The organism is Acidovorax sp. GW101-3H11 (genome assembly GCF_001633105.1).
GTDB lineage: Bacteria > Pseudomonadota > Gammaproteobacteria > Burkholderiales > Burkholderiaceae_C > Acidovorax.
In genome coordinates this window covers 1-22174 of record NZ_LUKZ01000008.1, presented here as the reverse complement: position 1 = coordinate 22174, position 22174 = coordinate 1, and the positions used below count along the sequence as shown (strand labels likewise).

The following is a 22174-nucleotide window of genomic DNA, read 5'->3' as shown; positions in this document are numbered from 1 at the left end:
ATGAATGCTGTGCGAAGGTCTGCGGCGGGGCCTTACTTGGCCGGTGCCGCTTCTTTTTTGGGAGCAGCTACCGCAGGTGTAGCGGACTCTTCCAGCACTTTTCGCTCATAAATTTCAGACAGGGCACGTTTGTACTCGGTCGGGAAGACCTTGACAAACTTGCCGCGCGATGCCGCCCAGTTGTCCAGCAGTTCGCGCGCGCGCTTGCTGCCCGTCCAGCGGTTGTGGTCCTCCAGCAGCTTCTTGAGCTGGGCCTCGTCGGTCTGGCCGCTGTGCCAAATCGAACGTGGCACTGTGGCTTCTTGCTCCGAGGCGGGCAGGATGCGCTCCAGCGTGACCATGGACATGTTGCAGCGCGTGTCGAACTGGCCATCTTCGTCGTAGACATAGGCGACACCGCCGCTCATGCCCGCCGCAAAGTTACGGCCGGTCTTGCCCAGCACCAGCACGGTGCCGCCGGTCATGTATTCACAACCGTGGTCGCCCGTGCCTTCCACCACTGCCGTGGCACCCGACAGGCGCACGGCAAAGCGTTCGCCGGCCACGCCGCTGAAGAAGGCCTCGCCCGTGGTGGCGCCGTACATCACCGTGTTGCCCACGATGGTGTTGCGCACCGCGTCGCCCCGGAAGTCGATGCTGGGGCGCACCACCACTCGGCCACCCGACAGGCCCTTGCCCGTGTAGTCGTTGGCATCGCCGATCAGGTACAGCGTGATGCCGCGTGTGAGGAACGCACCGAACGACTGGCCGCCCGTGCCTTCGAGCTGGATGCGGATGGTGTCATCCGGCAGGCCCTCAGGGTGGGCACGCGTCACGGCCCCGGAGAGCATGGCGCCCACAGAGCGGTTCACGTTGCGGGCCACTTCGATGAACTGCACGCGCTCGCCCTTGTCGATGGCGGGCTTGCTGCGCTCGATGAGCTTGCGGTCCAGCGTGTGCTCGATGTTGTGGTCTTGCACGTCCACATGGAAGCGCGGCACATCGACAGGCACATTGGGCTGGGCAAACAGGCGGCTGAAGTCCAGGCCACGTGCCTTCCAGTGCTCCAGGCCCTGGCGGGTGTCGAGCAGGTCGGTACGGCCGATCAGGTCGTCGAACTTCTTGATGCCCAGCTGGGCCATGATCTGGCGCACTTCTTCGGCGATGAAGAAGAAGTAGTTCACCACATGCTCGGGCTTGCCCGAGAACTTCTTGCGCAGCTCAGGGTCCTGCGTGGCCACGCCCACGGGGCAGGTGTTCAGGTGGCACTTGCGCATCATGATGCAGCCTTCCACCACCAGCGGAGCCGTGGCAAAGCCGAACTCGTCCGCGCCCAGCAGCGCGCCGATGGCGACGTCGCGGCCGGTCTTCATCTGGCCGTCGGCCTGCACGCGGATGCGGCCGCGCAGGCGGTTCAACACCAGGGTCTGCTGGGTTTCGGCCAGGCCGATTTCCCACGGACCGCCCGCGTGCTTGATGGACGACCAGGGCGATGCACCCGTGCCGCCGTCATGCCCGGCGATCACGACGTGGTCGCTCTTGCACTTGGCCACACCGGCGGCGATGGTGCCCACGCCCACTTCGGACACCAGCTTGACGCTGATACCGGCGTGTGGTGCCACGTTCTTCAGATCGTGGATCAGCTGGGCCAAATCCTCGATGGAGTAGATGTCGTGGTGCGGCGGGGGCGAGATCAAGCCCACACCGGGCACGCTGTGGCGCAGCTTGCCGATGTAGTTGGAGACCTTGCCACCCGGCAGCTGGCCGCCTTCGCCGGGCTTGGCGCCCTGGGCCATCTTGATCTGGATCTGGTCGGCCGACGACAGGTATTCGGCCGTCACACCAAAGCGGCCCGAGGCCACCTGCTTGATGCGGCTGCGCAGCGAATCGCCGTCCAGCAGAGGCAGATCGACTTCGACGTTCTCGGCGCCGATCACGCTCTTCAGGGTGTCGCCCTTCTTGATCGGGATGCCCTTGAGTTCGTTGCGGTAGCGGGCCGCGTCTTCGCCGCCCTCACCGGTGTTGCTCTTGCCGCCGATGCGGTTCATGGCCACAGCCAGCGTGGCGTGCGCCTCGGTGGAGATGGAGCCCAGCGACATGGCGCCGGTGGCAAAACGCTTGACGATGTCCTTGGCAGGTTCGACCTCGTCGATCGAGATCGCCTTGGAAGGATCGATCTTGAACTCGAACAGGCCGCGCAGCGTCATGTGGCGCTTGCTCTGGTCGTTGATGATCTGGGCGTATTCCTTGTACGTGTTCCAGTTGTTAGCGCGCGTGCTGTGCTGCAGCTTGGCAATCGCGTCCGGCGTCCACATGTGGTCTTCGCCGCGGGCGCGCCAGGCGTATTCGCCACCGGCGTCCAGCATGGTTTCGAGCACAGGGTCATCACCAAATGCGGCCTTGTGCATGCGGATGGCTTCTTCAGCGATCTCGAACACGCCGATACCTTCCACGCGGCTGGCGGTGCCGGTGAAGTACTTGCTCACGGTTTCCGTGTTCAGGCCGATGGCCTCGAACAGCTGGGCGCCGCAGTAGGACATGTACGTGCTCACGCCCATCTTGGACATGATCTTGGACAGGCCCTTGCCGATCGCCTTGACGTAGTTGTAGATGGCCTTGTCGGCCGACAGGTCGCCGCCCAGGTCCTTGTGCATCTCGGCCAGGGTTTCCATGGCGAGGTAGGGGTGCACGGCCTCGGCGCCGTAGCCCGCCAGCACGGCAAAGTGGTGCACTTCGCGCGCCGTGCCGGTTTCGACCACCAGGCCCGCCGTGGTGCGCAGGCCTGCACCCACCAGGTGCTGGTGGATGGCAGACAGCGCCAGCAGCGCGGGGATGGCCACTTGTGTGGCGCTCACGGCGCGGTCGCTGATGATCAGGATGTTGGCACCGCCCTTGATGGCGTCCACGGCCTGTGCGCACAGCGAGGCGAGCTTGGCTTCCACGCCTTCACGGCCCCAGTCCAGGGGGTAGGTGATGTCGATGGTCGCGCTCTTGAACTTGCCTTGCGTGTACTTTTCAATGTCGCGCAGCTTGGCCATGTCGGCGAAGTCGAGCACGGGCTGGCTCACTTCGAGCCGCATCGGTGGGTTGACCTGGTTGATGTCCAGCAGGTTGGGCTTGGGGCCGATGAAGCTGTTGAGCGACATCACGATGGCTTCGCGGATCGGGTCGATCGGCGGGTTCGTCACCTGGGCGAACAGCTGCTTGAAGTAGTTGTACAGCGGCTTGTTCTTGCCCGACAGAACGGCCAGCGGGCTGTCGTTGCCCATGGAGCCGATGCCTTCTTCGCCGTTCTTGGCCATGGGCGCCATCAGGAACTTGATGTCCTCCTGGGTGTAGCCAAAGGCCTGCTGGCGATCCAGCAGAGGCAGGTCAGCGGCCTGGGGTGCAGCGGCCTGGGCACCGGCTTCGATGCTGTCGAGCTTGATGCGCAGGTTCTCGATCCACTGCTTGTAGGGCTTGGTGTTGACAACGTTGGCTTTCAGCTCCTCGTCGTCGATCATGCGGCCTTGTTCCAGGTCGATCAGGAACATCTTGCCGGGCTGCAGGCGCCACTTGCGCACGATCTTGTTCTCGGGCACGGGCAGCACACCCGACTCGGAACCCATGATGACCAGATCGTCGTCGGTGATGCAGTAGCGCGATGGGCGCAGGCCGTTGCGGTCCAGCGTGGCGCCGATCTGGCGGCCGTCGGTGAACACGATAGAGGCGGGGCCGTCCCAGGGCTCCAGCATGGCAGCGTGGTATTCATAGAAGGCGCGGCGGCGCTCGTCCATGGTGGTGTGCTGCTCCCACGGCTCGGGGATCATCATCATCACGGCCTGGCTGATGGGGTAGCCGGCCATGGTCAGCAGTTCGAGGCAGTTGTCGAACGTGGCGGTGTCGGACTGGTCGGCGAAGCTGATGGGGTAGAGCTTTTGCAGGTCGGCCGCGAGCACGGGCGAGGCCATCACGCCTTCGCGCGCCTTCATCCAGTTGTAGTTGCCCTTGACGGTGTTGATTTCACCGTTGTGCGCCACGTAGCGGTAGGGGTGGGCCAGCGGCCACTCGGGGAAGGTGTTGGTGGAGAAGCGCTGGTGCACCAGGCCGATGGCCGAAATGCAACGCTCGTCGGACAGATCCTTGTAGTACACGCCCACCTGGTCGGCCAGCAGCAGGCCCTTGTAGACCACGGTGCGGCTGGACATGGATGGAACGTAATATTCCTTGCTGTGCTTGAGCTTGAGCGCCTGGATGTTGGCGCTGGCCGTCTTGCGGATCACGTACAGCTTGCGCTCCAGCGCGTCCTGCACGATCACGTCGTTGCCACGGCCGATGAAGACCTGGCGCAGGATGGGTTCCTTCTTGCGCACGGTGGGGGACATGGGCATGTCCACATTGACCGGCACATCGCGCCAGCCCAGCAGCACCTGGCCTTCGGCCTTGATGGCGCGCTCCATCTCCTGCTCGCAGGCCAGGCGGGAGGCGTGCTCCTTGGGCAGGAAGATCATGCCCACGCCGTATTCGCCAGCGGCGGGCAGCGTGATGCCCTGCTTGGCCATCTCTTCGCGGTACAGCGCGTCGGGGATCTGGATAAGGATGCCCGCGCCGTCGCCCATCAGGGGGTCGGCCCCCACGGCGCCACGGTGGTCGATGTTTTCCAGGATCTTCAGGGCCTGCGTCACGATGTCGTGGCGCTTCACACCCTTGATGTGGGCCACAAACCCGAGGCCGCAGGCGTCGTGTTCGTTACCCGATGAATACAAACCGTGTTGTTGCAGATGCTGGATCTCGGCAGCCGTGGTCATGGCGCACTCCTCATATTTTTCGCAGGGAGTGGGAGATTAGTGCATTGCAACATGATTTGGCAAGCACATTAATTAGGGTCAGATTCCTTTTAATAACCTAGCATCTCAGTTTGATATTTTATTAGGGACATATCAAGTTAAATAGCAATAAAGCCAATACAGAAGCGCGAAGAAGCCTATTTTTCCTCTGATTTTTTCACGCTCTTTGGCCGTCCGGCCTGCCCCGCCACCACCCGGCGGGGTGTCTGTTTTTGCAACCCCTCGATGAAATCTGCGTCGCCCAGGGCCCATCCGCTCAGGGCCGAAGCCGTGAGAGCCGCCTGCTCCTGCGAGCCGATTCCCGCCTGCACCAATGCGGCATAGGCGGCCTCGCGGGCAAATGGCGTGTTGCCCAGCGCCCAGTACAAGGCATGGGGCGTGAGCAGGCGGTCGTTGCGTACACCCCGCCAGTGGGCGTGGCTGGACCAGAGGTAGTCCGCCGCATTCGCCACCAGCCCCGCCCTCACCGGATTCAGGTCCAGGTACACCATGCAGGGCAGCAGGTACTTGTCGGGCTGCAGCACGGTGGACCGGTAGCGCCCTTCCCACAAGGTGCCGGTGCGCGCATGGCGGCGGTTGAAATACTGCACATAGCGCCGCCCCACCGCCTGCATCATCTGGGGCAGCGACTCCGCCAATGAGGGGGTGACCAGCAGATGGAAGTGGTTGTCCATGAGCACATAGGCATGGACAGCCACCCCGTGCTGGAGCGCGTTGTCTGCCAGCAAGGCGAGCATGGTGTGGAAGTCTTCGCCGTCCTGAAATATGGGCTGGCGGTTGTTGCCACGCTGGATCACGTGGTGCAGGTGGCCTGGCAGGGTCAGGCGTGGAAGGCGGGCCATGGGTGAGGGTCGATGGAGGCAATGTGCGCCATCATAGACCCGTCCCCAATTTCAAAACCTCCGCCACGCTGCCGCGCCGCTGAGACACGGGTGACGCAATCAGCCCGCAGCAGCAGCCTCTGTCACGTCGGCAGCCACCGCCAACCCAAAACGGGGCCCCAAGGCGCTCTCCAGCCCGAACTCGACCAGGATGGCGCGCAAGCGCTCAGCCGCGCTGCGCTTTTTCTGCCCGGTGTAGCGGGCGATGATGAGTTCGTTCTTCATGCTGTGCTCCCAACCCACCAACTCGGTCACCGTCACCTGGTAACCGCTGGCCTCCAGGTACAGGCAGCGCAGCACATTGGTCACCTGGCTGCCGAGTTCGCGGGTGTGCAGCGGGTGCCGCCACAGCTCGGCCAAGGGCGTGCGCGCCAGCTGCAAGGCCTTGCCCTGGCGCAGACAGGCGGCCATCTCGGCCTGGCAGCAAGGCACCAGCACCATGGCGCGGGCTTTCTTTTGCAGGCCAAAGGCAATGGCATCGTCGGTGGCCGTGTCGCAGGCATGCAGGGCCGTGACCACATCGATCTGCAAAGGCAACTCGTCGGCTGCCGACGATTCGGCCACCGACAGGTTGAGGAAGGACATGCGGCCAAAACCCAGCCGCTGCGCGAGCAGGCGAGATTTGTCGACCAGCTCAGCCCGGGTCTCGACGCCATAGATATGGCCATGCCCCAGGGCCTTGAAATACAGGTCGTACAGGATGAAGCCCAGGTACGACTTGCCCGCGCCATGGTCTGCGAGGGTCGGCCCACTGCCGTCGGCCGAAAGCTCCGACAACAACGGCTCAATGAAGTTGAACAGGTGGTACACCTGCTTGAGCTTGCGCCGCGAGTCCTGGTTCAGCCGCCCCTCGCGCGTGAGGATGTGCAGCTCCTTGAGCAGCTCCACCGACTGCCCGGGCCGCAGCTCGGACAGCTCTGCAGCCTGGGCATTGGCCTGGGACTGTTGCTTGCGGATCGCCCCACCGGCTCCGCGCGGCGAGGGGGATGGTTTCTTCTGCGTCATTGCGCACGCCCTCCCTCGGACTGCACCGCCCCAGGCCCCGCCACGTGCGGCCCCACATCCAGCGCCAACCAACCCTCCATCCCCAAGCCCTCCAGCACCTCCATGTTCCGCTCAAAGATGGCTTCCGCCTCAGGGAACACCTCCACGGCCCGGTCGATGCTGTCTTCGCGCAGCAGATGCAGCGTGGGATAGGGTGCACGGTTGGTGCAATTGGTCACGTCGTCCACCTCGGTGCCCGCAAACTGGAACTGCGGGTGGAAGCTGGCGATTTGCAGGGTGCCGTCCAGCCCCAGGGTCTCCAGCAGATCCTCGGCCTCACCGAGAAAGTCATTGAAATCCAGGAAATCCTGCAAGCAGTGTGGCAGCACCAGCAGCGTTGTGTCGCGCACCTCGGCAGGCATGCCCTGCAGGGCCAGAAGCTCTTCACGCAACAACGCCAGCACAGCAGCGGGGTTGTCGGTCAGCGCCACCGCGTAGTGGACCTGCCCCTTCACATGCACGCCCTTGGCGAACGGGCACAGGTTCAGCCCGATCACAGCCTTCTCCAGCCAGCGCACGGTGTCATGGATGAACGGGGCTGCGGGATCGAGCGCGCCCATCGGGACGATGGAGGAAGTGGAAGTCATAGGCGCGCTGGCAGGCACGGTAAAAAGGGGCCTGATTTTACCGGCGCCACGCCACGCCGGGCGGCAGCGTCATCCGCCCAGCAGACGCCGCCCCGTCAACCGTTCATGCTCACGCGCAGCAAAGCGGTCCGTCATCCCGGCAATGAAGTCGGCCACGGCGCGCGCGCGCGCCGACGCGTCCCCCGCCAGCGCCTGCTGCGCAAACGCCGCCTTCATCTCCTGGGGTGCGGCCACATAGGCCGCAAAAAGGTCCCGCACAATGTCCTGGGCCCGCCCCGTGGTCTCCATCACCTGCGGATGCCGATACAGGTGGCGGAACAGGAACTGCTTGAGCGCCTTGGAGCGCTCACGCATACCGTCGCTGAACAACACCAGCGGAGGGCACTGGCGGACATCGTCGGCACTGGCGGGCGCATGCTCACGCAAGGCCAGCCGGGTGGCATCAATCACGTCGTACACCTGCGCGCTGAGCATGCGGCGGATCGCCTCAAACAACAGACGCCTTTGCAACGATGGCTGCGCGAGATCCGGGTGCTCGGCCTGCGCCGCAGCCCGGTACGCGTCAAACAGGGGAACATCGCGCAACTGCGCCAAAGTGATCAGGCCGGACCGCACACCATCGTCAATGTCATGCGCGTTGTAGGCAATCTCGTCGGCCAGGTTGCACAGCTGGGCCTCCAGACTTGGCTGCTCCCGGCGCAGGAAGCGCCCGCCTACACCACCGGGCTCGGCCGCCTCCAACTGCTCGGCATGTTGACGCGAACAATGTTTGAGGATGCCCTCCCGCGTCTCAAAGGTGAGGTTCAGGCCGTCGTACTGGGGGTAACGCTCTTCGAGCCGATCCACCACACGCAGGCTTTGCAGGTTGTGCTCAAAACCCCCAAACCCGGCCATGCAGCCATGCAGCGCATCCTGCCCCGCATGCCCAAACGGCGTGTGCCCCAGGTCATGGGCCAGCGAAATCGCCTCGACCAGGTCCTCGTTGATCTGCAGCGACCGCGCAATGGACCGCCCGAGCTGCGCCACCTCCAGCGAGTGGGTCAACCGGGTGCGGAACAAATCCCCCTCGTGGTTGAGGAACACCTGCGTCTTGTAGACCAAGCGCCGGAACGCCGTGGAATGCACGATCCGATCGCGGTCCCGCTGGTACTCGGTGCGCGTAGGCGCGGGCTGCTCCGGGTAACGCCGCCCCCGTGTCTGCGCGGGGTGTGAAGCGCAAGGCAAAAGGTCAGAACTTTGAATCAAAATCGAGGCCTGCGCGCTTTGGATATACGTTATTAGCTACACATTAGATAGCAAACAGCAAGCTAACCACGTCAACCACAACAGGCGTCAATGACCTCTCGCACCAAGGCATCTGGGGCAGCCCGTACCACGGCCTTGCCCGGCCCATCAATCAGCACAAACCGGATCTCCCCGCCTTCCGACTTCTTGTCGATGCGCATCAACTCCAGATAACGGCCCGCGTTGTCCGCCGCATCCAGAACAGGCCCCTTTGTCGGCAACCCCGCCCGCGCAATCAGCGCAGTGAGCCGCTCCACAAACGCAGCGTCCACCAACCCCAGTCGGCGGGACAGCTCGGCCGCCATCACCATGCCAGCAGCCACCCCCTCCCCATGCAACCAGACGCCATACCCCATGCCCGCTTCGATCGCGTGGCCAAAGGTGTGCCCGAAATTGAGAATGGCACGCAGGCCGGTTTCTTTTTCGTCCTGGCTGACGACCCACGCTTTGATTTCGCAGCTGCGACGCACCGCATGCGCCAGGGCAGCGCGGTCGCGGGCCATCAAATCTTCGATAGAGGACTCCAGCCAATCCAAAAAATCGACATCGGCAATCGGCCCATATTTGATGACCTCCGCCAATCCGGCGCTGAGTTCCCGCAACGGCAGCGAATCCAAGGTGGCAAGGTCACACACGACAAGCCGAGGCTGATAGAAGGCCCCAATCATGTTCTTCCCTTGCGGATGATTGATGGCCGTTTTCCCACCTACGGAAGAGTCCACCTGAGCCAGCAGGGTAGTGGGGACCTGCACAAAAGGCACACCCCGCATGTAACTGGCGGCAGCAAACCCCGTCATATCACCAACCACCCCGCCACCCAGCGCAAAAAGCACGGTCTTGCGGTCGCAGGCGTTCGACAGCAGGGCGTCAAAAATCAGTTGCAGCGTCTCCCAATTCTTGTATGCCTCACCGTCAGGTAAGAGCACTTCATGAACTACAGGGAAACGGCTCTTGATTGCCGAGCGCAGAGTCGCTGCATACAGCGGCGCAATGGTTGTGTTTGAAACAATCAGCGCAGCATGAGCGGAAGGCAAGCCCTCGAAGGTAGTCGCAGCATGGAGGGAACCCTCACCAACAACGATGTTGTAGCTGCGGCCTTCAAGGTCAATAGAAACGCACTCTTCGCGAGAAGACATATCAGGGCTCGGCTCCGTTGGTGTGAAAGGCGCCTGGACTCTCCCTCGGCACCTCTGGACTATGGCTGCACATTCTAGGACAGCAGTCCACCCTATATGAGACAGCGTCCTCTTTTGATCACGTGCGCAACCCCATGACCAGCACCTACCAGACATGAGATAGCAATAAAAAAGCCCCGCTAAAGACTCAGCGGGGCTCTATATGAAATTGCTTTGGTAGAAGCCAAAGCAATCGTTTTCTGCTGGACTACGGTGTAACCGTAATCGACACTTGACGGGTCACCGACTCTGCGCCGCTCTTTACTGTTACAAAGAACAGATATGTACCTACAGGAGTGGCTGCAGTTGACGTGATCAGGCCGTTTGACCCTGCGTTAGCAGAAGTAAGCCATGCAGGCAACCCAGCAAAGGTCCATGTGTAACCTGCAACCGAATCACCACCGGAAGCAGAGAACGCATATGCATAACTCGAGCCCAAGCTCACCCCAGGCAATACGCAAGGAGTGTTTACATCTCCTGTGCAGCCGGTGATATTGAAGACAATAGGCTCAACTAGAGCGCCAACCACCGTAATGGTAACGTTTGTGGCTACGCTGCTACCGTTAGCATCGGTCACGATCAACTGAACTTGGTAGTTGCCCGGGTTGTCTTTCACTGTACCCACCAGAAGCCCAGAGGCGTCAAGCGCCAAGCCCTTTGGCAAAGTACCCGTGTACGACCAAGAGTAAGGCGCTACCCCACCATCGGCAATGAGACCTCGAATATATGAGCGTCCGTTAGGGACAGATATCGTCGTCAGATCCTTGTATGCCAAGGGGCTATTTGGAATACCCGATACAACAGGCACCAAATGCAATGACGTCACAGGATCCTGAATTCCATTTGTGACGTCATTATCAAAACGATCCGTCACATATTGAAGAATGATAGGCCCAATATTCGATCCACTTGACAATGATATCTGCCCAATACCCCCAATAGTTTTTATCTGCAGCACCGATCCGGATTGGGCCCCAGAAATCAACCGAGCACCATCCGCCGCACTACCTAGCGGAAGAATACTCACCTGGAGATTCGCCGCAGCAGTCGAACCCGGAATCGGCTGGTTGGCATCATCCATTATGAAAGCTTGAATACCAACATTATTTCTGACCAAGTTGGTATTATTTTTAGTACCTAAATAAGCGGGTGCCTGAGTAACCCCCAACACACTTGCCGGCTTGCCTGTGGATGCTCCGACAACAATATCCACAGAAGCGGAGGAGACCTGCAAATCGCGTGGATTCGTAACAGTGCAAGTTACACGCGCCACACCGGCCTGATTCTTGGAGTGGAAATGAAAAGACGCACCTCCAGAATTTGCCCCCAAAGTGATAGAGCGATATGCCAAAGGCACACCGTCTTTCTCGTGCGCAGGATCCCCATCGAGATAGTACAACGAGCCAGAGTCCAGTCCTTGCGTAACATTGCAAGCAAAAATATCCTTCCCCCCCTGAATAGCAGAACCACCTTCGCGAGCATCGACATAGAGAGTCGTAGTGAAAGGCGCGTTAGCCCCCAAAGCAGCAGGCTGATTGGCAATATTAATGGGCAATTGCGTCTTTGCAGCGCGCAAAGAAATCGTATAAGCCAGCTTTGAATCGCCGCCACTACCACCGCCCCCCCCGCATGAAGCGAGCACAAGGGCTACCCCTGTTAATGCAAATTTAATCCATGAACGCATATCAACCTCTCCTTATCAACTACTTGGCAGACGCCTTATCCGACAAAACTTTTGGAGTAATAAAAACCAGCATCTCACGCTTCGTGGATTCTTTAGTTCTATTCTTAAAAAGATTACCTACAACCGGAACATCTCCGATCAGCGKTATTTTACTCTCTTGATTCGTTTCTTCCATTTCGAAAATACCGCCAATAACAACAGTTCCACCATTCTCTATAAGAATCTGCGTCTTTACATGCTTTGTATCAATGGCAACACCTTGCTGCGTTGTTTCACCACGGCTATCCTTATTCACGTCAAGATCCAGAATGATATTTCCCTCTGGCGTTATTTGTGGAGTCACCTCCAGTTTAAGGACAGCTTTTTTAAAAGCTAACGTGGTTGCACCATTCGGAGCAGTCACAGCATATGGATACTCAGTACCCTGTTCAATAACTGCCTTGGTTTGATCAGCAGTAATAATTCTAGGACTTGAAACAATTCGCCCCTTTCCATCTGCCTCCATCGCAGACAATTCGAGCGTGAGGAATCGGTTCGCAGCAGAATTAAAAATAGACAAGGCAAAACTACCCACACTGCTTACGTTCGAGAGGCTTGCTGGAAGGTTTACAAAATTCCCATTTGTGTTTGTAGTTCCGCCTGCTCCGCTCGAAGCGACAGCATCGCTATAGGATGAACCAAATGCAACTCGATTATTACCACCGATCCCATAGCCCCCATCCCCCCCTCGATTAGCGCGAAGGTCTGAGCCTCCTAGACGGACCCCCAAGGAACGCCCAAAAGAGTCTCTGGCCTCAACAATGCGTGCTTCAATTAACACCTGCCTCACGGCCACGTCTAAACTAGCGAGCAGAAGCCGCACCTCTTCCAGTTTGCTTGGGGTGTCCGTCACAAACAACTGATTAGTCCGCGGCTCAGAAATTGCACTACCACGCTCGGAAAGAAAACGAGTTCCAACACCACCACCACTAGTCGGCGAAGTAGTCAACTGCGTAAGAATATCACCAGCTTTGGCATAGTTCAACTGGTAGGCTTGGGTTTTCAAAGGCTCAAGCTTCTGTATAGCCTGCGCTGCCTCAAAATCCTTTTTTGTACGCGCATCGATTTCGTCTTTCGGGGCAATCCAAAGTACCGACCCCGTTTTTTTCATACCAAGGCCTTTTGCATCCATAATAATTTGGAGTGCTTGATCCCAAGGAACATCCTTAAGTCGCAACGTAAGGGCTCCTGTTACGGTATCTGAAGTCACAATGTTAAAATTCGTAAAATCGGCAATTACCTGGAGCAGTGATCGAACTTCAATATTCTGAAAATTCAACGAAAGCTTTTCACCAGAGTAACCGGGGCCTTGCGTTAGCTTACTCAAATCCACCTTTTTTTGCCGAATCTCAACAACAAATTGACTATCACTTTGATAAGCACTGTGCTCCCAATCACCCGCCGACTCAATGAGCATGCGGACACGTTCCCCTATTTGACTTGCTGTAACAGCCTGTACGGGCGTACCGAAGTCCGTGACATCTAGACGACGCCTGATCCCTTCAGGTAGTGATGACCGCATAAACTCCACGACAATCCCTTTAGATTGCTGCTGAAGATCAACCCCTACCTGGTTATTCGCCAAATTAACGACAACCCTACCCGATCCATCTGCTCCACGGCGAAAGTCGACATCCTTCAACGGCAATACATCTCCATTCTGCGAGTCCGAGAAATGGACAATCGAAGGAGCCACTCCAGAAGCCGTCCCTGCGACTGACTCTAGCGATAAGATCAAGGTCTTACCCTGGATATCAGTACGATAGGATGTTGCAGATTTAAGATTCAAAACAATGCGAGATCTCTCACCGGCTTGCACCACATTAACTGATTTCAAATTACCTAAATTTACTTCGTAGACTGATTTTCCAGTAGCGTTTCCGACCCCTTGGAAATCAAGCGCAACACGTGCTGGGGATTGTGTTGAGAATCCTGTCGGAGCCACAGCAAGCGGCTCATCAAAATCAACCCTCAAAACCTCCACCCCCCCCTGGATGCTTGCAGAAATTGAGTTAATAGCCCCTTGCGCAGTTGCACCCAAGGAAATAACTGCAATAGAAACGCCTACAGCAGCAATACGGCAGTAATTCACAAAAAAGCCACTACGATGTTTCATTTTTTCCCCTCTTGCAGGTCAAGCGATACTGGGCGCTCCATCCAGTCTCCAGCTGCATCCTGCGCAATTTCACGCAGCTGTATCGACGTTTCAGTTATCTTAACGATCTTTCCATAATTTTGCCCCAGATAACTTCCGACCTTTACTTGGTAAATAAGATTATCAACCTTTAACAGCGCAGTAGGAGTTCCCGTTTTATTGAGACTGCCTACCATCGCCATTGCATCCAGCGGGAATGACTCAAGAGGTTCTTTACGCCGCGTCATCTCAGGCGCAATCAACGCAGCATTGGAGGCAATTTGAGTAGAATCCCGACGCAGGGCTTGCGTCAGCTTCAACGGGTTAAATGGCTCAACCGCGCCTCCTTGCGAGTAAGATTCAGGTATAAATTTCTTAGGTTCTGTAAGTGGCGTTACATTGGGTTTTGTATTCGCGCGCTGATCAGCTATCCAAAGACGCAGTTCATCTTCACCCGAGGGCAAGCAACCAGCAAGAGCAGCAGATAAAAAAAACATGAACAAGCTTTTTACGGAATTCCTCATTTGGCGCCTCCCGCCTTCTTTTGAGCCTGTATTTCCTCAGGATCCAAATACCTAAAAGTACGGGCAGTCGCATCCATCACTAAGCCATCACGAGCACCAGGCGCTATCACAATATTATTCAACGTCACAATGCGTGATAAGTGGGCAATATCTGATGCAAAAGCACCTATATCGTGATACTTTCCTGTCACACGAATCGAAATTGGCAACTCAGCATAATAATCTTTAGCAACAACCTGTCCCGGCCGAAAAAGCTCAAACTGCAAACTCCGACCAAGCCCGGCTTGATTGATATCAGACAACAATGCAGCCATCTCGGCTTTACTAGGCAGTTGCTTCTCGAGCTGAATAACATACTGCTGAATCTGCTCTCTTTGCTTTTTCAACGCATCTAAACTCACGGCCTTGACCAGTTTTTTCTGGTAGTCGACCCGCAACGCAACCTCTTTATTTCGCTCACCCTCTAGCTCTGCCTCATAGTCCTTCAAAAATGCAAACCACAAAACCGTGGCTACCGCTCCTGCGATAAAAAGACACAGCAGCGCTTTGGGAAAAACTGGCCATAGTGATGGATCTTTGGTGTCCAGATTCTTGAATTGCCGTTGAACTATGTCCATCTGCTCGGCAAAGCTAATAGATTTTTCTTTCTTATTAGCCATATCACTTACCTCCCGACGATGCTGCAGAAGCACTAGCCGCCGCCATCGTCTTCTGAGCTTCACTCGCGCGCACCAACTGGAATTTCAGATTAAATGAGGAAACTCTCCGTTGGTCACGCTGACTCAAAGAGACCGTATTGGCTGTGATTTCGCTCAGCTCTGGCTTGTCTAGCCACGGGGTATTCGCGGATAGGTTGCGCAGCAACTCCGAAACACGTTCATTCGATTGAGCCATGCCCTGCATGGTGATCGTTTGCCCAGTTTGCCCAATCGCTGTGATATACACCCCATCTGGCATTTGCTTGACCAACTCCGTCAAAAGATGGACTGGCAGATTTCGGTCAGATTGAAGATCTTCGACAGCCTTTTGGCGTGCGCGCAGAGCAGCAATCTCATCCTCGATGGATGCAATTTCTTTGATCTGTTCCTCGAGCACTTTAATTTCCTGTTGCAGGAAATTATTCTTGGCCTGCTGATCAGTGATCATCATCTGAAACCACCAATAGATGGCGCCAGCAATCACCAAGCCGAGAAGGAATGAGGCAAACATCGTGGCCTGGAAGGCCTCTTTGCGGCGCTTCCGCGCCTCCTCTCGGTGGGGGAGTAAGTTAATCAGAATCACTGCAGGAACCTCCGCATAGCTAGGCCGCAAGAGGTCAAATAGGATGGGGCTTCACGCACCATCTTTTTGAGCCGGACGGAACTTCCGATCTCCATCCCATCAAACGGATTGACCGCGCTGCAGGCGAACCCCGTCTGCTGAGTCACTGCCTCGGTGAGCCCGGGCAAAGGAGCAGACCCCCCAGCGAGCATGATGTGATCAACACGGTTGTGTGGCGTGCTGGTGAAGAAGAACTGCAATGCGCGGCCAATTTCTTGGGCCATGCTATCGACGAAAGGACGAAGAACTGCAGCCTGGTAGTCTTCAGGAAGATCACCGTTGCGTTTCTTGCCTTCGGCCTCTTCCACCGAAAACCCATATTGGCGCACGATCAATTGCGTCAATTGAGCGCCGCCAAAAGCCTGGTCACGGTCATACAGGACCTCCTCGTTCCGGATGACCTGCATGCTGGTAGTCAGCGCGCCCACCTCGAACAAGGCCACCATGGCATCAACGCCTTTGTTGGGGAGCGCCTCAATCAAACGCCCCGCAGCCAAACGCGATGCATGGGACTCGATATCGACCACCACAGGCTTCAAGCCCGCAGCCTCCGCCAAGCCCTGCCTGTCCTGGACTTTTTCGCGCCGTGAGGCGGCAATGAGCACATCCACATCACCAGGCGCATTCTTGCTGGGCCCGATCACGCAAAAATCCAGACTCACTTCGTCGAGCGAGAAAGGAATGTACTGATTGGCTTCGGACTCGACCTGGACCTCAAGCTCCTGCTCCGTCATGCCGCCCGGAAGGGTGATCTTTTTGGTAATGACGGCAGATGGCGGCAGCGCCAGAGCGACATTTTTTGTCCTCGTTCCGCTCTTCTTGACGAGTCTGCGCAGAGCGTCAGCGACCTCGTCGAATTTTTCGATGTTGCCGTCCGTGATCCAGCCGCGTTCCAGCGGCTCGATGGCGCAACGCTCCAGAACCAGACCGCCTGCCTTATCACGCCCCAACTCCACCAGCTTGACACTGGAGGAACTGATGTCGATTCCCAGCAGCGGAGCAGACTGGCGACTGAACAAAGACCCCATTGAGATCAAGATTGGTCCCCTGTAACTTGCCAAAATGAGGCAACAAAACTTAACACTTCACATGAATGCTATCAGTAAGATAGTTCTCCAGCAAAGATTTTTCCCGTTGTAACGCCTGCGGAGCGTTGCCAAAAGCAGACGAAATTTCGGCGCTCGGCAATACCGTTCAACAAGGATCGCGCACCTTTCGGCGGCACCGGAATGGCCCGAATTTGAGATTCCAGGGAAGTCTGGGCAGACATTTTTATAATGGGCGGCCTTACCCTTTCGGAGCGATATGCCGCCCTCCCCCTCGAAGTCGTCCGACAAGTCGGACACATCCTCCGCCCGCCCCCGCTCCACCTGGCTTCGCTGGCTTCTTCGCATCACGCTGTGGATGGCTGGGTTGGCGACAGCTGCGGCGGTCGGACTGGCGCTGGTCATCGCGGTGGCGCTCGCCGTGGCCTACCCCAACCTTCCCGACATCTCAGACCTGGCCGACTACCGGCCCAAGCTACCGTTGCGCGTCTACTCCGCAGAAGGGGCCTTGCTGGGTGAGTTTGGCGAGGAGCGCAGAAACCTCACACCGATCGAAGACATCCCGAAGGTGATGAAGGACGCTGTGTTGGCCATTGAAGACGCTCGCTTCTTCCAACATGGCGGCGTGGACTACAAAGGTGTGGTGCGCGCGGGCCTTGCCAATTTGGGCCGTGTGAAAAGCCAAGGGGCATCGACTATCACAATGCAGGTGGCACGCAATGTTTATCTGTCGTCAGAAAAAACATTTACCCGCAAAATTTACGAAATCTTACTAACATTCAAACTGGAGCACTTACTGACCAAGGATCAGATTCTTGAGATTTACATGAATCAGATTTTCTTGGGCAATCGGGCTTATGGTTTTGCCGCAGCCTCCGAGGCCTATTTTGGCAAACCGCTGAAATCTCTGTCCATTGCAGAGGCCGCAATGTTGGCAGGATTGCCCAAGGCCCCCTCGGCCTACAACCCCATCAGCAATCCCAAGCGCGCCCGAGTCCGCCAGCAGTACATCATCGAACGGATGGAAGAGAACGGATTCATCACCGCGCAACAAGCGGCCGAAGCCAAGAAGGAAGAACTGAAGATCCGCACCGGTCCCGACAACACACGGGTGCACGCGGAGTACGTTGCCGAAATGGCCCGCCAGCTGATCTTCACGCAGTACGGCAATGAGGCTTACACACGCGGCCTGAACGTGTACACCACCCTGAATGCCGCAGAGCAGGAGGCCGCGTACAGCGCCTTGCGCCGAGGGATCATGGACTATGAGCGGCGCCAACAGTACCGGGGCCCCGAGAAGTTCGTGGCCTTGCCCAACGCCCCCCAGGAAGTCGAGGATGCGATTGACGACGCCTTGGCCAACCACCCGGACAACGGCGACGTGCTATCAGCCGTGGTGCTGGAAGCCACGCCGCGCAAAATCCTTGCAGCGCGGGCCAACGGGGACACACTGGAGATCACCGGCGATGGCCTCAAGCCTGCGCAGTCCGGGCTGAGCGACAAGGCCCCCCCCAACATCAAGATCCGCCGGGGTGCGGTGATACGCGTGGTCAAGACACCCAAGGGTGCCTGGGAGATCACGCAACTGCCGGAGGTCGAAGGCGCCTTTGTAGCCCTGGACCCCCGTAACGGTTCCATCCGCGCTCTGGTGGGGGGCTTCGACTTCGACAAGAACAAGTTCAACCATGCCGCACAGGCATGGCGCCAGCCGGGCTCCAGCTTCAAGCCGTTCATCTACTCTGCCGCCCTTGAAAAAGGCTTCACTCCGGCCACTGTCATCAATGACGCGCCGCTGTTCTTTGATGCTGGCGTGACCGGTGGCCAGCCCTGGGAGCCCAAGAACTACGACGGCAAGTACGACGGCCCCATGAGTATGCGCACGGGCCTGGCCAAGTCGAAGAACATGATCTCTATCCGCATTCTGCAGGCCGTAGGCCCCAAGACGGCACAAGAGTGGGTGGGGCGTTTTGGCTTTGATCCTGAAAAACACCCCGCCTACCTGACCATGGCGCTGGGAGCAGGCTCCGTCACACCGCTGCAGATGGCGGCCGCCTACTCGGTGTTTGCCAACGGCGGCTATCGCGTGAACCCCTGGCTGATCACCAAGGTCACGGACCACAAGGGCCGGGTAATTTCCGAGACCACACCGCCGGTGACCAGCGAACAACCTCGTGCGATTGAGGCCCGCAACGCTTTTCTGATGAACAGCCTGCTGCAGGAAGTCACCCGCTCCGGGACGGCGGCCCGCGCCCAGGCGACGCTCAAACGCCCCGACCTGTACGGCAAGACCGGCACCACCAACGACTCGGTGGACGCCTGGTTTGCTGGCTACCAGCCCACCATCGCAGCCGTCACCTGGATCGGCTACGACACGCCCCGCAACCTGGGCAGCCGCGAAACCGGTGGCGGGCTCAGCCTGCCCGTGTGGATCAGCTTCATGGAGCGCGCACTCAAGGGTGTCCCCGTGATGGAGCCCACTGTGCCTGCTGGGGTGGTCAATGTGGGTGGCGAGTGGTTCTATGACGAGTACGCCCGCAGCGCAGGCGTGTCGAGCGTGGGACTGGAAGACCAGCGCTCCACGTCTCCGGCGGTCACCCCCCAGGCACCACCGCCTTCTGAAGAGCGCAGCCGCATCCTGGACCTGTTCCGCAACTGACCGCGCACCGCCTGCGCAACGCGCTGCGCTGACGCGGTGGAGCGCAGGCGACTTCTCCGCCCGTGTACGCAAAACAGGAGGCGGAGCCCGACCGACGCTCAACGGGCGTCGGTCGCTCGGCTGGGGCTGCCGCCTACAGGGCGGCAAACTGCAAAGGCAACCCGGATTGCTGCGTGGCATCCCGGCTCAGGCACGCGAAGAACTCTCCCGCACCCTTGGTGTCCTGCCATGCACTGCCATCAAACCGGTAGTGGTAGCCCCCCGAACGGGCGGCCATCCAGACCTCGTGCAGAGGCTTTTGCAGGTTGATGACGATCTGGCTGCGGTTGGGAAAGGTCAGCGTCACCATGCCGCCCGACCGCTGAGCGTCCACATCGGCATCCGTGGTGTCGTTGATGCGATCACAGCTGCGCTCGACGGCAAGCAGCAGTTGTTCGGCGTGGTCCATGAATTCGAGGTCGGTCATTACAATACTCAACACACTAAAGCTGCTAATTTTAGCGCAGTGAAAGATCAAACCATCTCTTCTCTTCATATATGCGCGCCCTCACCTTTCTATTTTTTACTTTGACTTTTTCGTTTGCCGCAAAAGCACAAAGCCCCAGCGATTTGGCATATACGCGCTGCGCCGAGACGAAAGGTCCTCTTGAACACATCATTGCAGCCTGCACGGAATCACTTAAAGAAAAGCAGCTAACCACTCGCAGCCGTGCGCGCATACATGCTATAAAAGGCAATATATACAAAGAAAATGGATTGTATGAAAAGGCGATTGCCGAATACGAATTTTCAATTGCAGTAGATCCAAAGTACCAATATGGCTACAATGGCCGCGCCGTTTCTCGGGCCAAATTCGGCGACATAGATAAGGCATTCGACGATTTCAATAAAGCCATTGAACTAGATCCAAAGAATTCTATCTTGTTCAGCAATCGCGCCCACTGGTATTCCGAAATTGGCAGTTTCGAAAAATCTTTGTCTGATTACAACAAAGCCATCGAATTCGCCCCCATGAATTCAGACAACTACTATCATCGCGCGATAACCCTTACCTCAATGAATCGCATGGATGATGCCATTGCGGACTACACCAAGGCGATACAAATCAATCCAAAATATCACCAGGCCTATTTAAATCGCGCCACGCTAAGAAGCAACCCAAATGATAAATTAGCAGACCTTAATTCGGCCATCCTCATTTGGCCAGACTTCCCATTGGCTCTATCGCATCGAGGGTATGGATTTAATGATTTAAAACAATATGACAATGCAATTGCCGATTTTGATCGGGTTCTCCAGCGATTTCCTCGGGATTACTATGCATTGAAGGGGCGAGGTTGGTCCTGGTTCCGAAAGGGTGATCTAGACAAGGCCCTTGCTGATCTCAATGAGTCCATCAGGCAGAATCCAAAATCATCTGATGCCTATTTGGTGCGCTCTCATATTTGGACGGCCAAAGGAGATAGCGATCGCGCCCAGTCTGACGTGAACGAGGCTCAGCGGCTTAAAGGCAGCAAACAGTGACGGTTGCCTGCTGATCACTAGTAGCAGCTTTTTAGAATCGTGGAGATTCTCAGCCGTCGAAAAGTACAATTTGCGCATGTTGAAAGCTCCCCAAATTCTAGTCAGGACACTTGTCCTTGCTGCCAGTGCGGCGGCCCTGCTTGGCTGTGGACAGCGGGGGCCCCTGTACCTGCCGACGGGGCCTGCCGCGGGACAGCGCGCTACGCTGCCGGAAACGCTCACGCCCAGCAGCGGCGCGGGCCCAGCGCAGGCGCCTGCTGCCGCAGCCTCCACCCCCCGCTGACGCCGCTGGGGCAACGCCCCGCCGCCATGGGGCGCCAATGCAGCACCGCTTGATTTCGATCAAGTACAAACCCTAGGGGCACTCGTACAGTCTGCGCTTTATTGCACCGCAGGATGGCCATGGCCCTGGAACTCTACCGCGACAAGAATCACGCTTGCCTGATGTTCACCGACCTCATCGAGGAGGACGGCCAAGCCGTGCAGGCCAATCAGTTTTTGATCGTTGACGACGACACGGGCGCCATCATCGACCCGGGCGGCAACCTCGCGTTCAACGAGCTGTTCATGGGAATGACCAAACATTTCCCGCCCCACAAGCTCTCGTACCTGATTGCGTCGCACGCCGACCCGGACATCATTGCCTCGCTCGACCGCTGGATGACAAGCACCAAGGCCAACCTGGTGATCTCGCGCGTGTGGGAGCGATTTGCGCCGCACTTCACCAAGGTGGGCAAGACCGAGAACCGCGTGATCGGCGTGCCCGACGGCGGCGGCCACCTGCCCCTGGGCCGCCACGAGCTGGTGCTGCTGCCCGCGCACTTCATGCATTCCGAAGGCAACTTCCACTTTTACGATCCGGTCAGCCGCATCCTGTTCACGGGTGACCTGGGCGTGTCGATGATGTCGGGCGCCGAGGCCCGTGTGCCGGTGACCGACCTCAAGGCGCACATCCCGCGCATGGAGGGCTTCCACCGCCGCTACATGGTGTCCAACAAGATCCTGCGCCTGTGGGTGCGCATGGTGCGGCAGCTCGATATCTCCATGCTGGTGCCGCAGCATGGTGCCCCCATCATGGGCAAGGAAGCCATCAACGACTTCTTTGAATGGATCGAGAACCTGATGTGTGGCATTGACCTGTTTGATGACCGGGCCTACCAGATCCCCACGGCGCACATCGACCCCGTGACCCGCCAGATGCGCCCTGCACTGCGGGCCGTGAACGCATAAAGCGGTGTCATTACAAGGAAAAATGGCCGTCTCCGCGCACTGGGCAAGCGAAGATAGCTATCAAATATATAGCAAACAATCCGCAGCGCCAAGGCAATCGCATCTAAACCCCTCCTCAAATCAGAGCGAAACTGTGGCGTTCGATCACCCGATTCACGTCCCATGACCCTGCTGCAGCACCTGCAACTCATCCCCGACCCACGCCTTGCGCGCACGCGCCGCCATGAACTCCAATCCATCC

Annotated in this window: 17 protein-coding genes; 4 read left to right on the top strand and 13 right to left on the bottom strand. The window is 58.0% G+C overall.

What is annotated here, in order from left to right; translation table 11 throughout:
• Nucleotides 1-32 precede the first annotated feature (32 nt).
• From A1D30_RS05505 to A1D30_RS05455, 12 genes are all read right to left on the bottom strand, one after another.
• Nucleotides 33-4766, bottom strand: a complete 4734-nt coding sequence (locus tag A1D30_RS05505; protein ID WP_063459795.1) for a glutamate synthase-related protein — start codon at nt 4764-4766, stop codon at nt 33-35.
• A 176-nt stretch (nt 4767-4942) separates the two neighbouring features.
• A complete protein-coding gene (locus A1D30_RS05500) occupies nt 4943-5647 on the bottom strand; it encodes a transposase (protein ID WP_063459794.1) in 705 nt (234 codons plus the stop codon).
• Between the two features lie 99 nt (nt 5648-5746).
• Entirely contained in the window at nt 5747-6691 is a 945-nt protein-coding gene (locus A1D30_RS05495) for an SAM-dependent methyltransferase (RefSeq protein ID WP_082836341.1), read from the bottom strand.
• A complete protein-coding gene (locus A1D30_RS05490) occupies nt 6688-7317 on the bottom strand; it encodes a DUF1415 domain-containing protein (RefSeq protein WP_063459793.1) in 630 nt (209 codons plus the stop codon). The genes A1D30_RS05495 and A1D30_RS05490 overlap by 4 nt, the downstream gene beginning before the upstream one ends.
• A gap of 69 nt (nt 7318-7386) precedes the next feature.
• On the bottom strand, nt 7387-8541 hold the full coding sequence (locus tag A1D30_RS05485) for a deoxyguanosinetriphosphate triphosphohydrolase (RefSeq protein WP_242421800.1): 1155 nt from the start codon (nt 8539-8541) through the stop codon (nt 7387-7389).
• 92 nt (nt 8542-8633) lie between these two features.
• The gene (aroB, locus tag A1D30_RS05480) at nt 8634-9737 is read right to left on the bottom strand and encodes a 3-dehydroquinate synthase (protein WP_063459791.1); all 1104 of its coding nucleotides are present in this window, start codon (nt 9735-9737) and stop codon (nt 8634-8636) included.
• A 247-nt stretch (nt 9738-9984) separates the two neighbouring features.
• On the bottom strand, nt 9985-11460 hold the full coding sequence (locus tag A1D30_RS24680) for an Ig domain-containing protein (RefSeq protein WP_082836340.1): 1476 nt from the start codon (nt 11458-11460) through the stop codon (nt 9985-9987).
• Between the two features lie 19 nt (nt 11461-11479).
• Nucleotides 11480-13615 (bottom strand): type IV pilus secretin PilQ, encoded by a 2136-nt coding sequence (locus A1D30_RS24675; protein WP_082836339.1) that lies wholly within the window; start codon nt 13613-13615, stop codon nt 11480-11482.
• On the bottom strand, nt 13612-14130 hold the full coding sequence (locus tag A1D30_RS24670) for a pilus assembly protein PilP (protein WP_242421799.1): 519 nt from the start codon (nt 14128-14130) through the stop codon (nt 13612-13614). Before A1D30_RS24670 ends, A1D30_RS24675 begins: the two co-directional genes overlap by 4 nt.
• Before the next feature lie 23 nt (nt 14131-14153).
• Nucleotides 14154-14816 carry a type 4a pilus biogenesis protein PilO gene (locus A1D30_RS05465; RefSeq protein WP_063459788.1) on the bottom strand — a complete coding sequence of 221 codons (663 nt, stop codon included), beginning with the start codon at nt 14814-14816 and terminating at the stop codon, nt 14154-14156.
• A gap of 1 nt (nt 14817) precedes the next feature.
• Nucleotides 14818-15438 (bottom strand): PilN domain-containing protein, encoded by a 621-nt coding sequence (locus tag A1D30_RS05460; protein WP_063459787.1) that lies wholly within the window; start codon nt 15436-15438, stop codon nt 14818-14820.
• Nucleotides 15435-16514, bottom strand: coding sequence for a pilus assembly protein PilM (locus A1D30_RS05455; RefSeq protein WP_063459786.1), 1080 nt, complete (start codon nt 16512-16514; stop codon nt 15435-15437). The genes A1D30_RS05460 and A1D30_RS05455 overlap by 4 nt, the downstream gene beginning before the upstream one ends.
• 268 nt (nt 16515-16782) lie before the next feature.
• Between A1D30_RS05455 and A1D30_RS05450 the strand changes: the two genes are divergently transcribed.
• Nucleotides 16783-19179 (top strand): penicillin-binding protein 1A, encoded by a 2397-nt coding sequence (locus tag A1D30_RS05450; RefSeq protein ID WP_063459785.1) that lies wholly within the window; start codon nt 16783-16785, stop codon nt 19177-19179.
• A 133-nt stretch (nt 19180-19312) separates the two neighbouring features.
• Here A1D30_RS05450 and cyaY read toward each other — a convergent pair whose 3' ends face one another.
• Nucleotides 19313-19645 (bottom strand): iron donor protein CyaY, encoded by a 333-nt coding sequence (gene cyaY / locus A1D30_RS05445; RefSeq protein WP_063459784.1) that lies wholly within the window; start codon nt 19643-19645, stop codon nt 19313-19315.
• Between the two features lie 71 nt (nt 19646-19716).
• Between cyaY and A1D30_RS24665 the strand changes: the two genes are divergently transcribed.
• The 3 genes from A1D30_RS24665 (at nt 19717) to A1D30_RS05440 (ending at nt 21933) form a co-directional block, all read left to right on the top strand.
• Complete coding sequence (locus A1D30_RS24665; protein WP_082836337.1) at nt 19717-20703, top strand: tetratricopeptide repeat protein; 987 nt, start codon at nt 19717-19719, stop codon at nt 20701-20703.
• A 76-nt stretch (nt 20704-20779) separates the two neighbouring features.
• Nucleotides 20780-20986, top strand: a complete 207-nt coding sequence (locus A1D30_RS24660) for a lipoprotein (protein WP_082836336.1) — start codon at nt 20780-20782, stop codon at nt 20984-20986.
• A 119-nt stretch (nt 20987-21105) separates the two neighbouring features.
• Nucleotides 21106-21933, top strand: coding sequence for an MBL fold metallo-hydrolase (locus A1D30_RS05440; RefSeq protein ID WP_063459898.1), 828 nt, complete (start codon nt 21106-21108; stop codon nt 21931-21933).
• Nucleotides 21934-22174 lie beyond the last annotated feature (241 nt).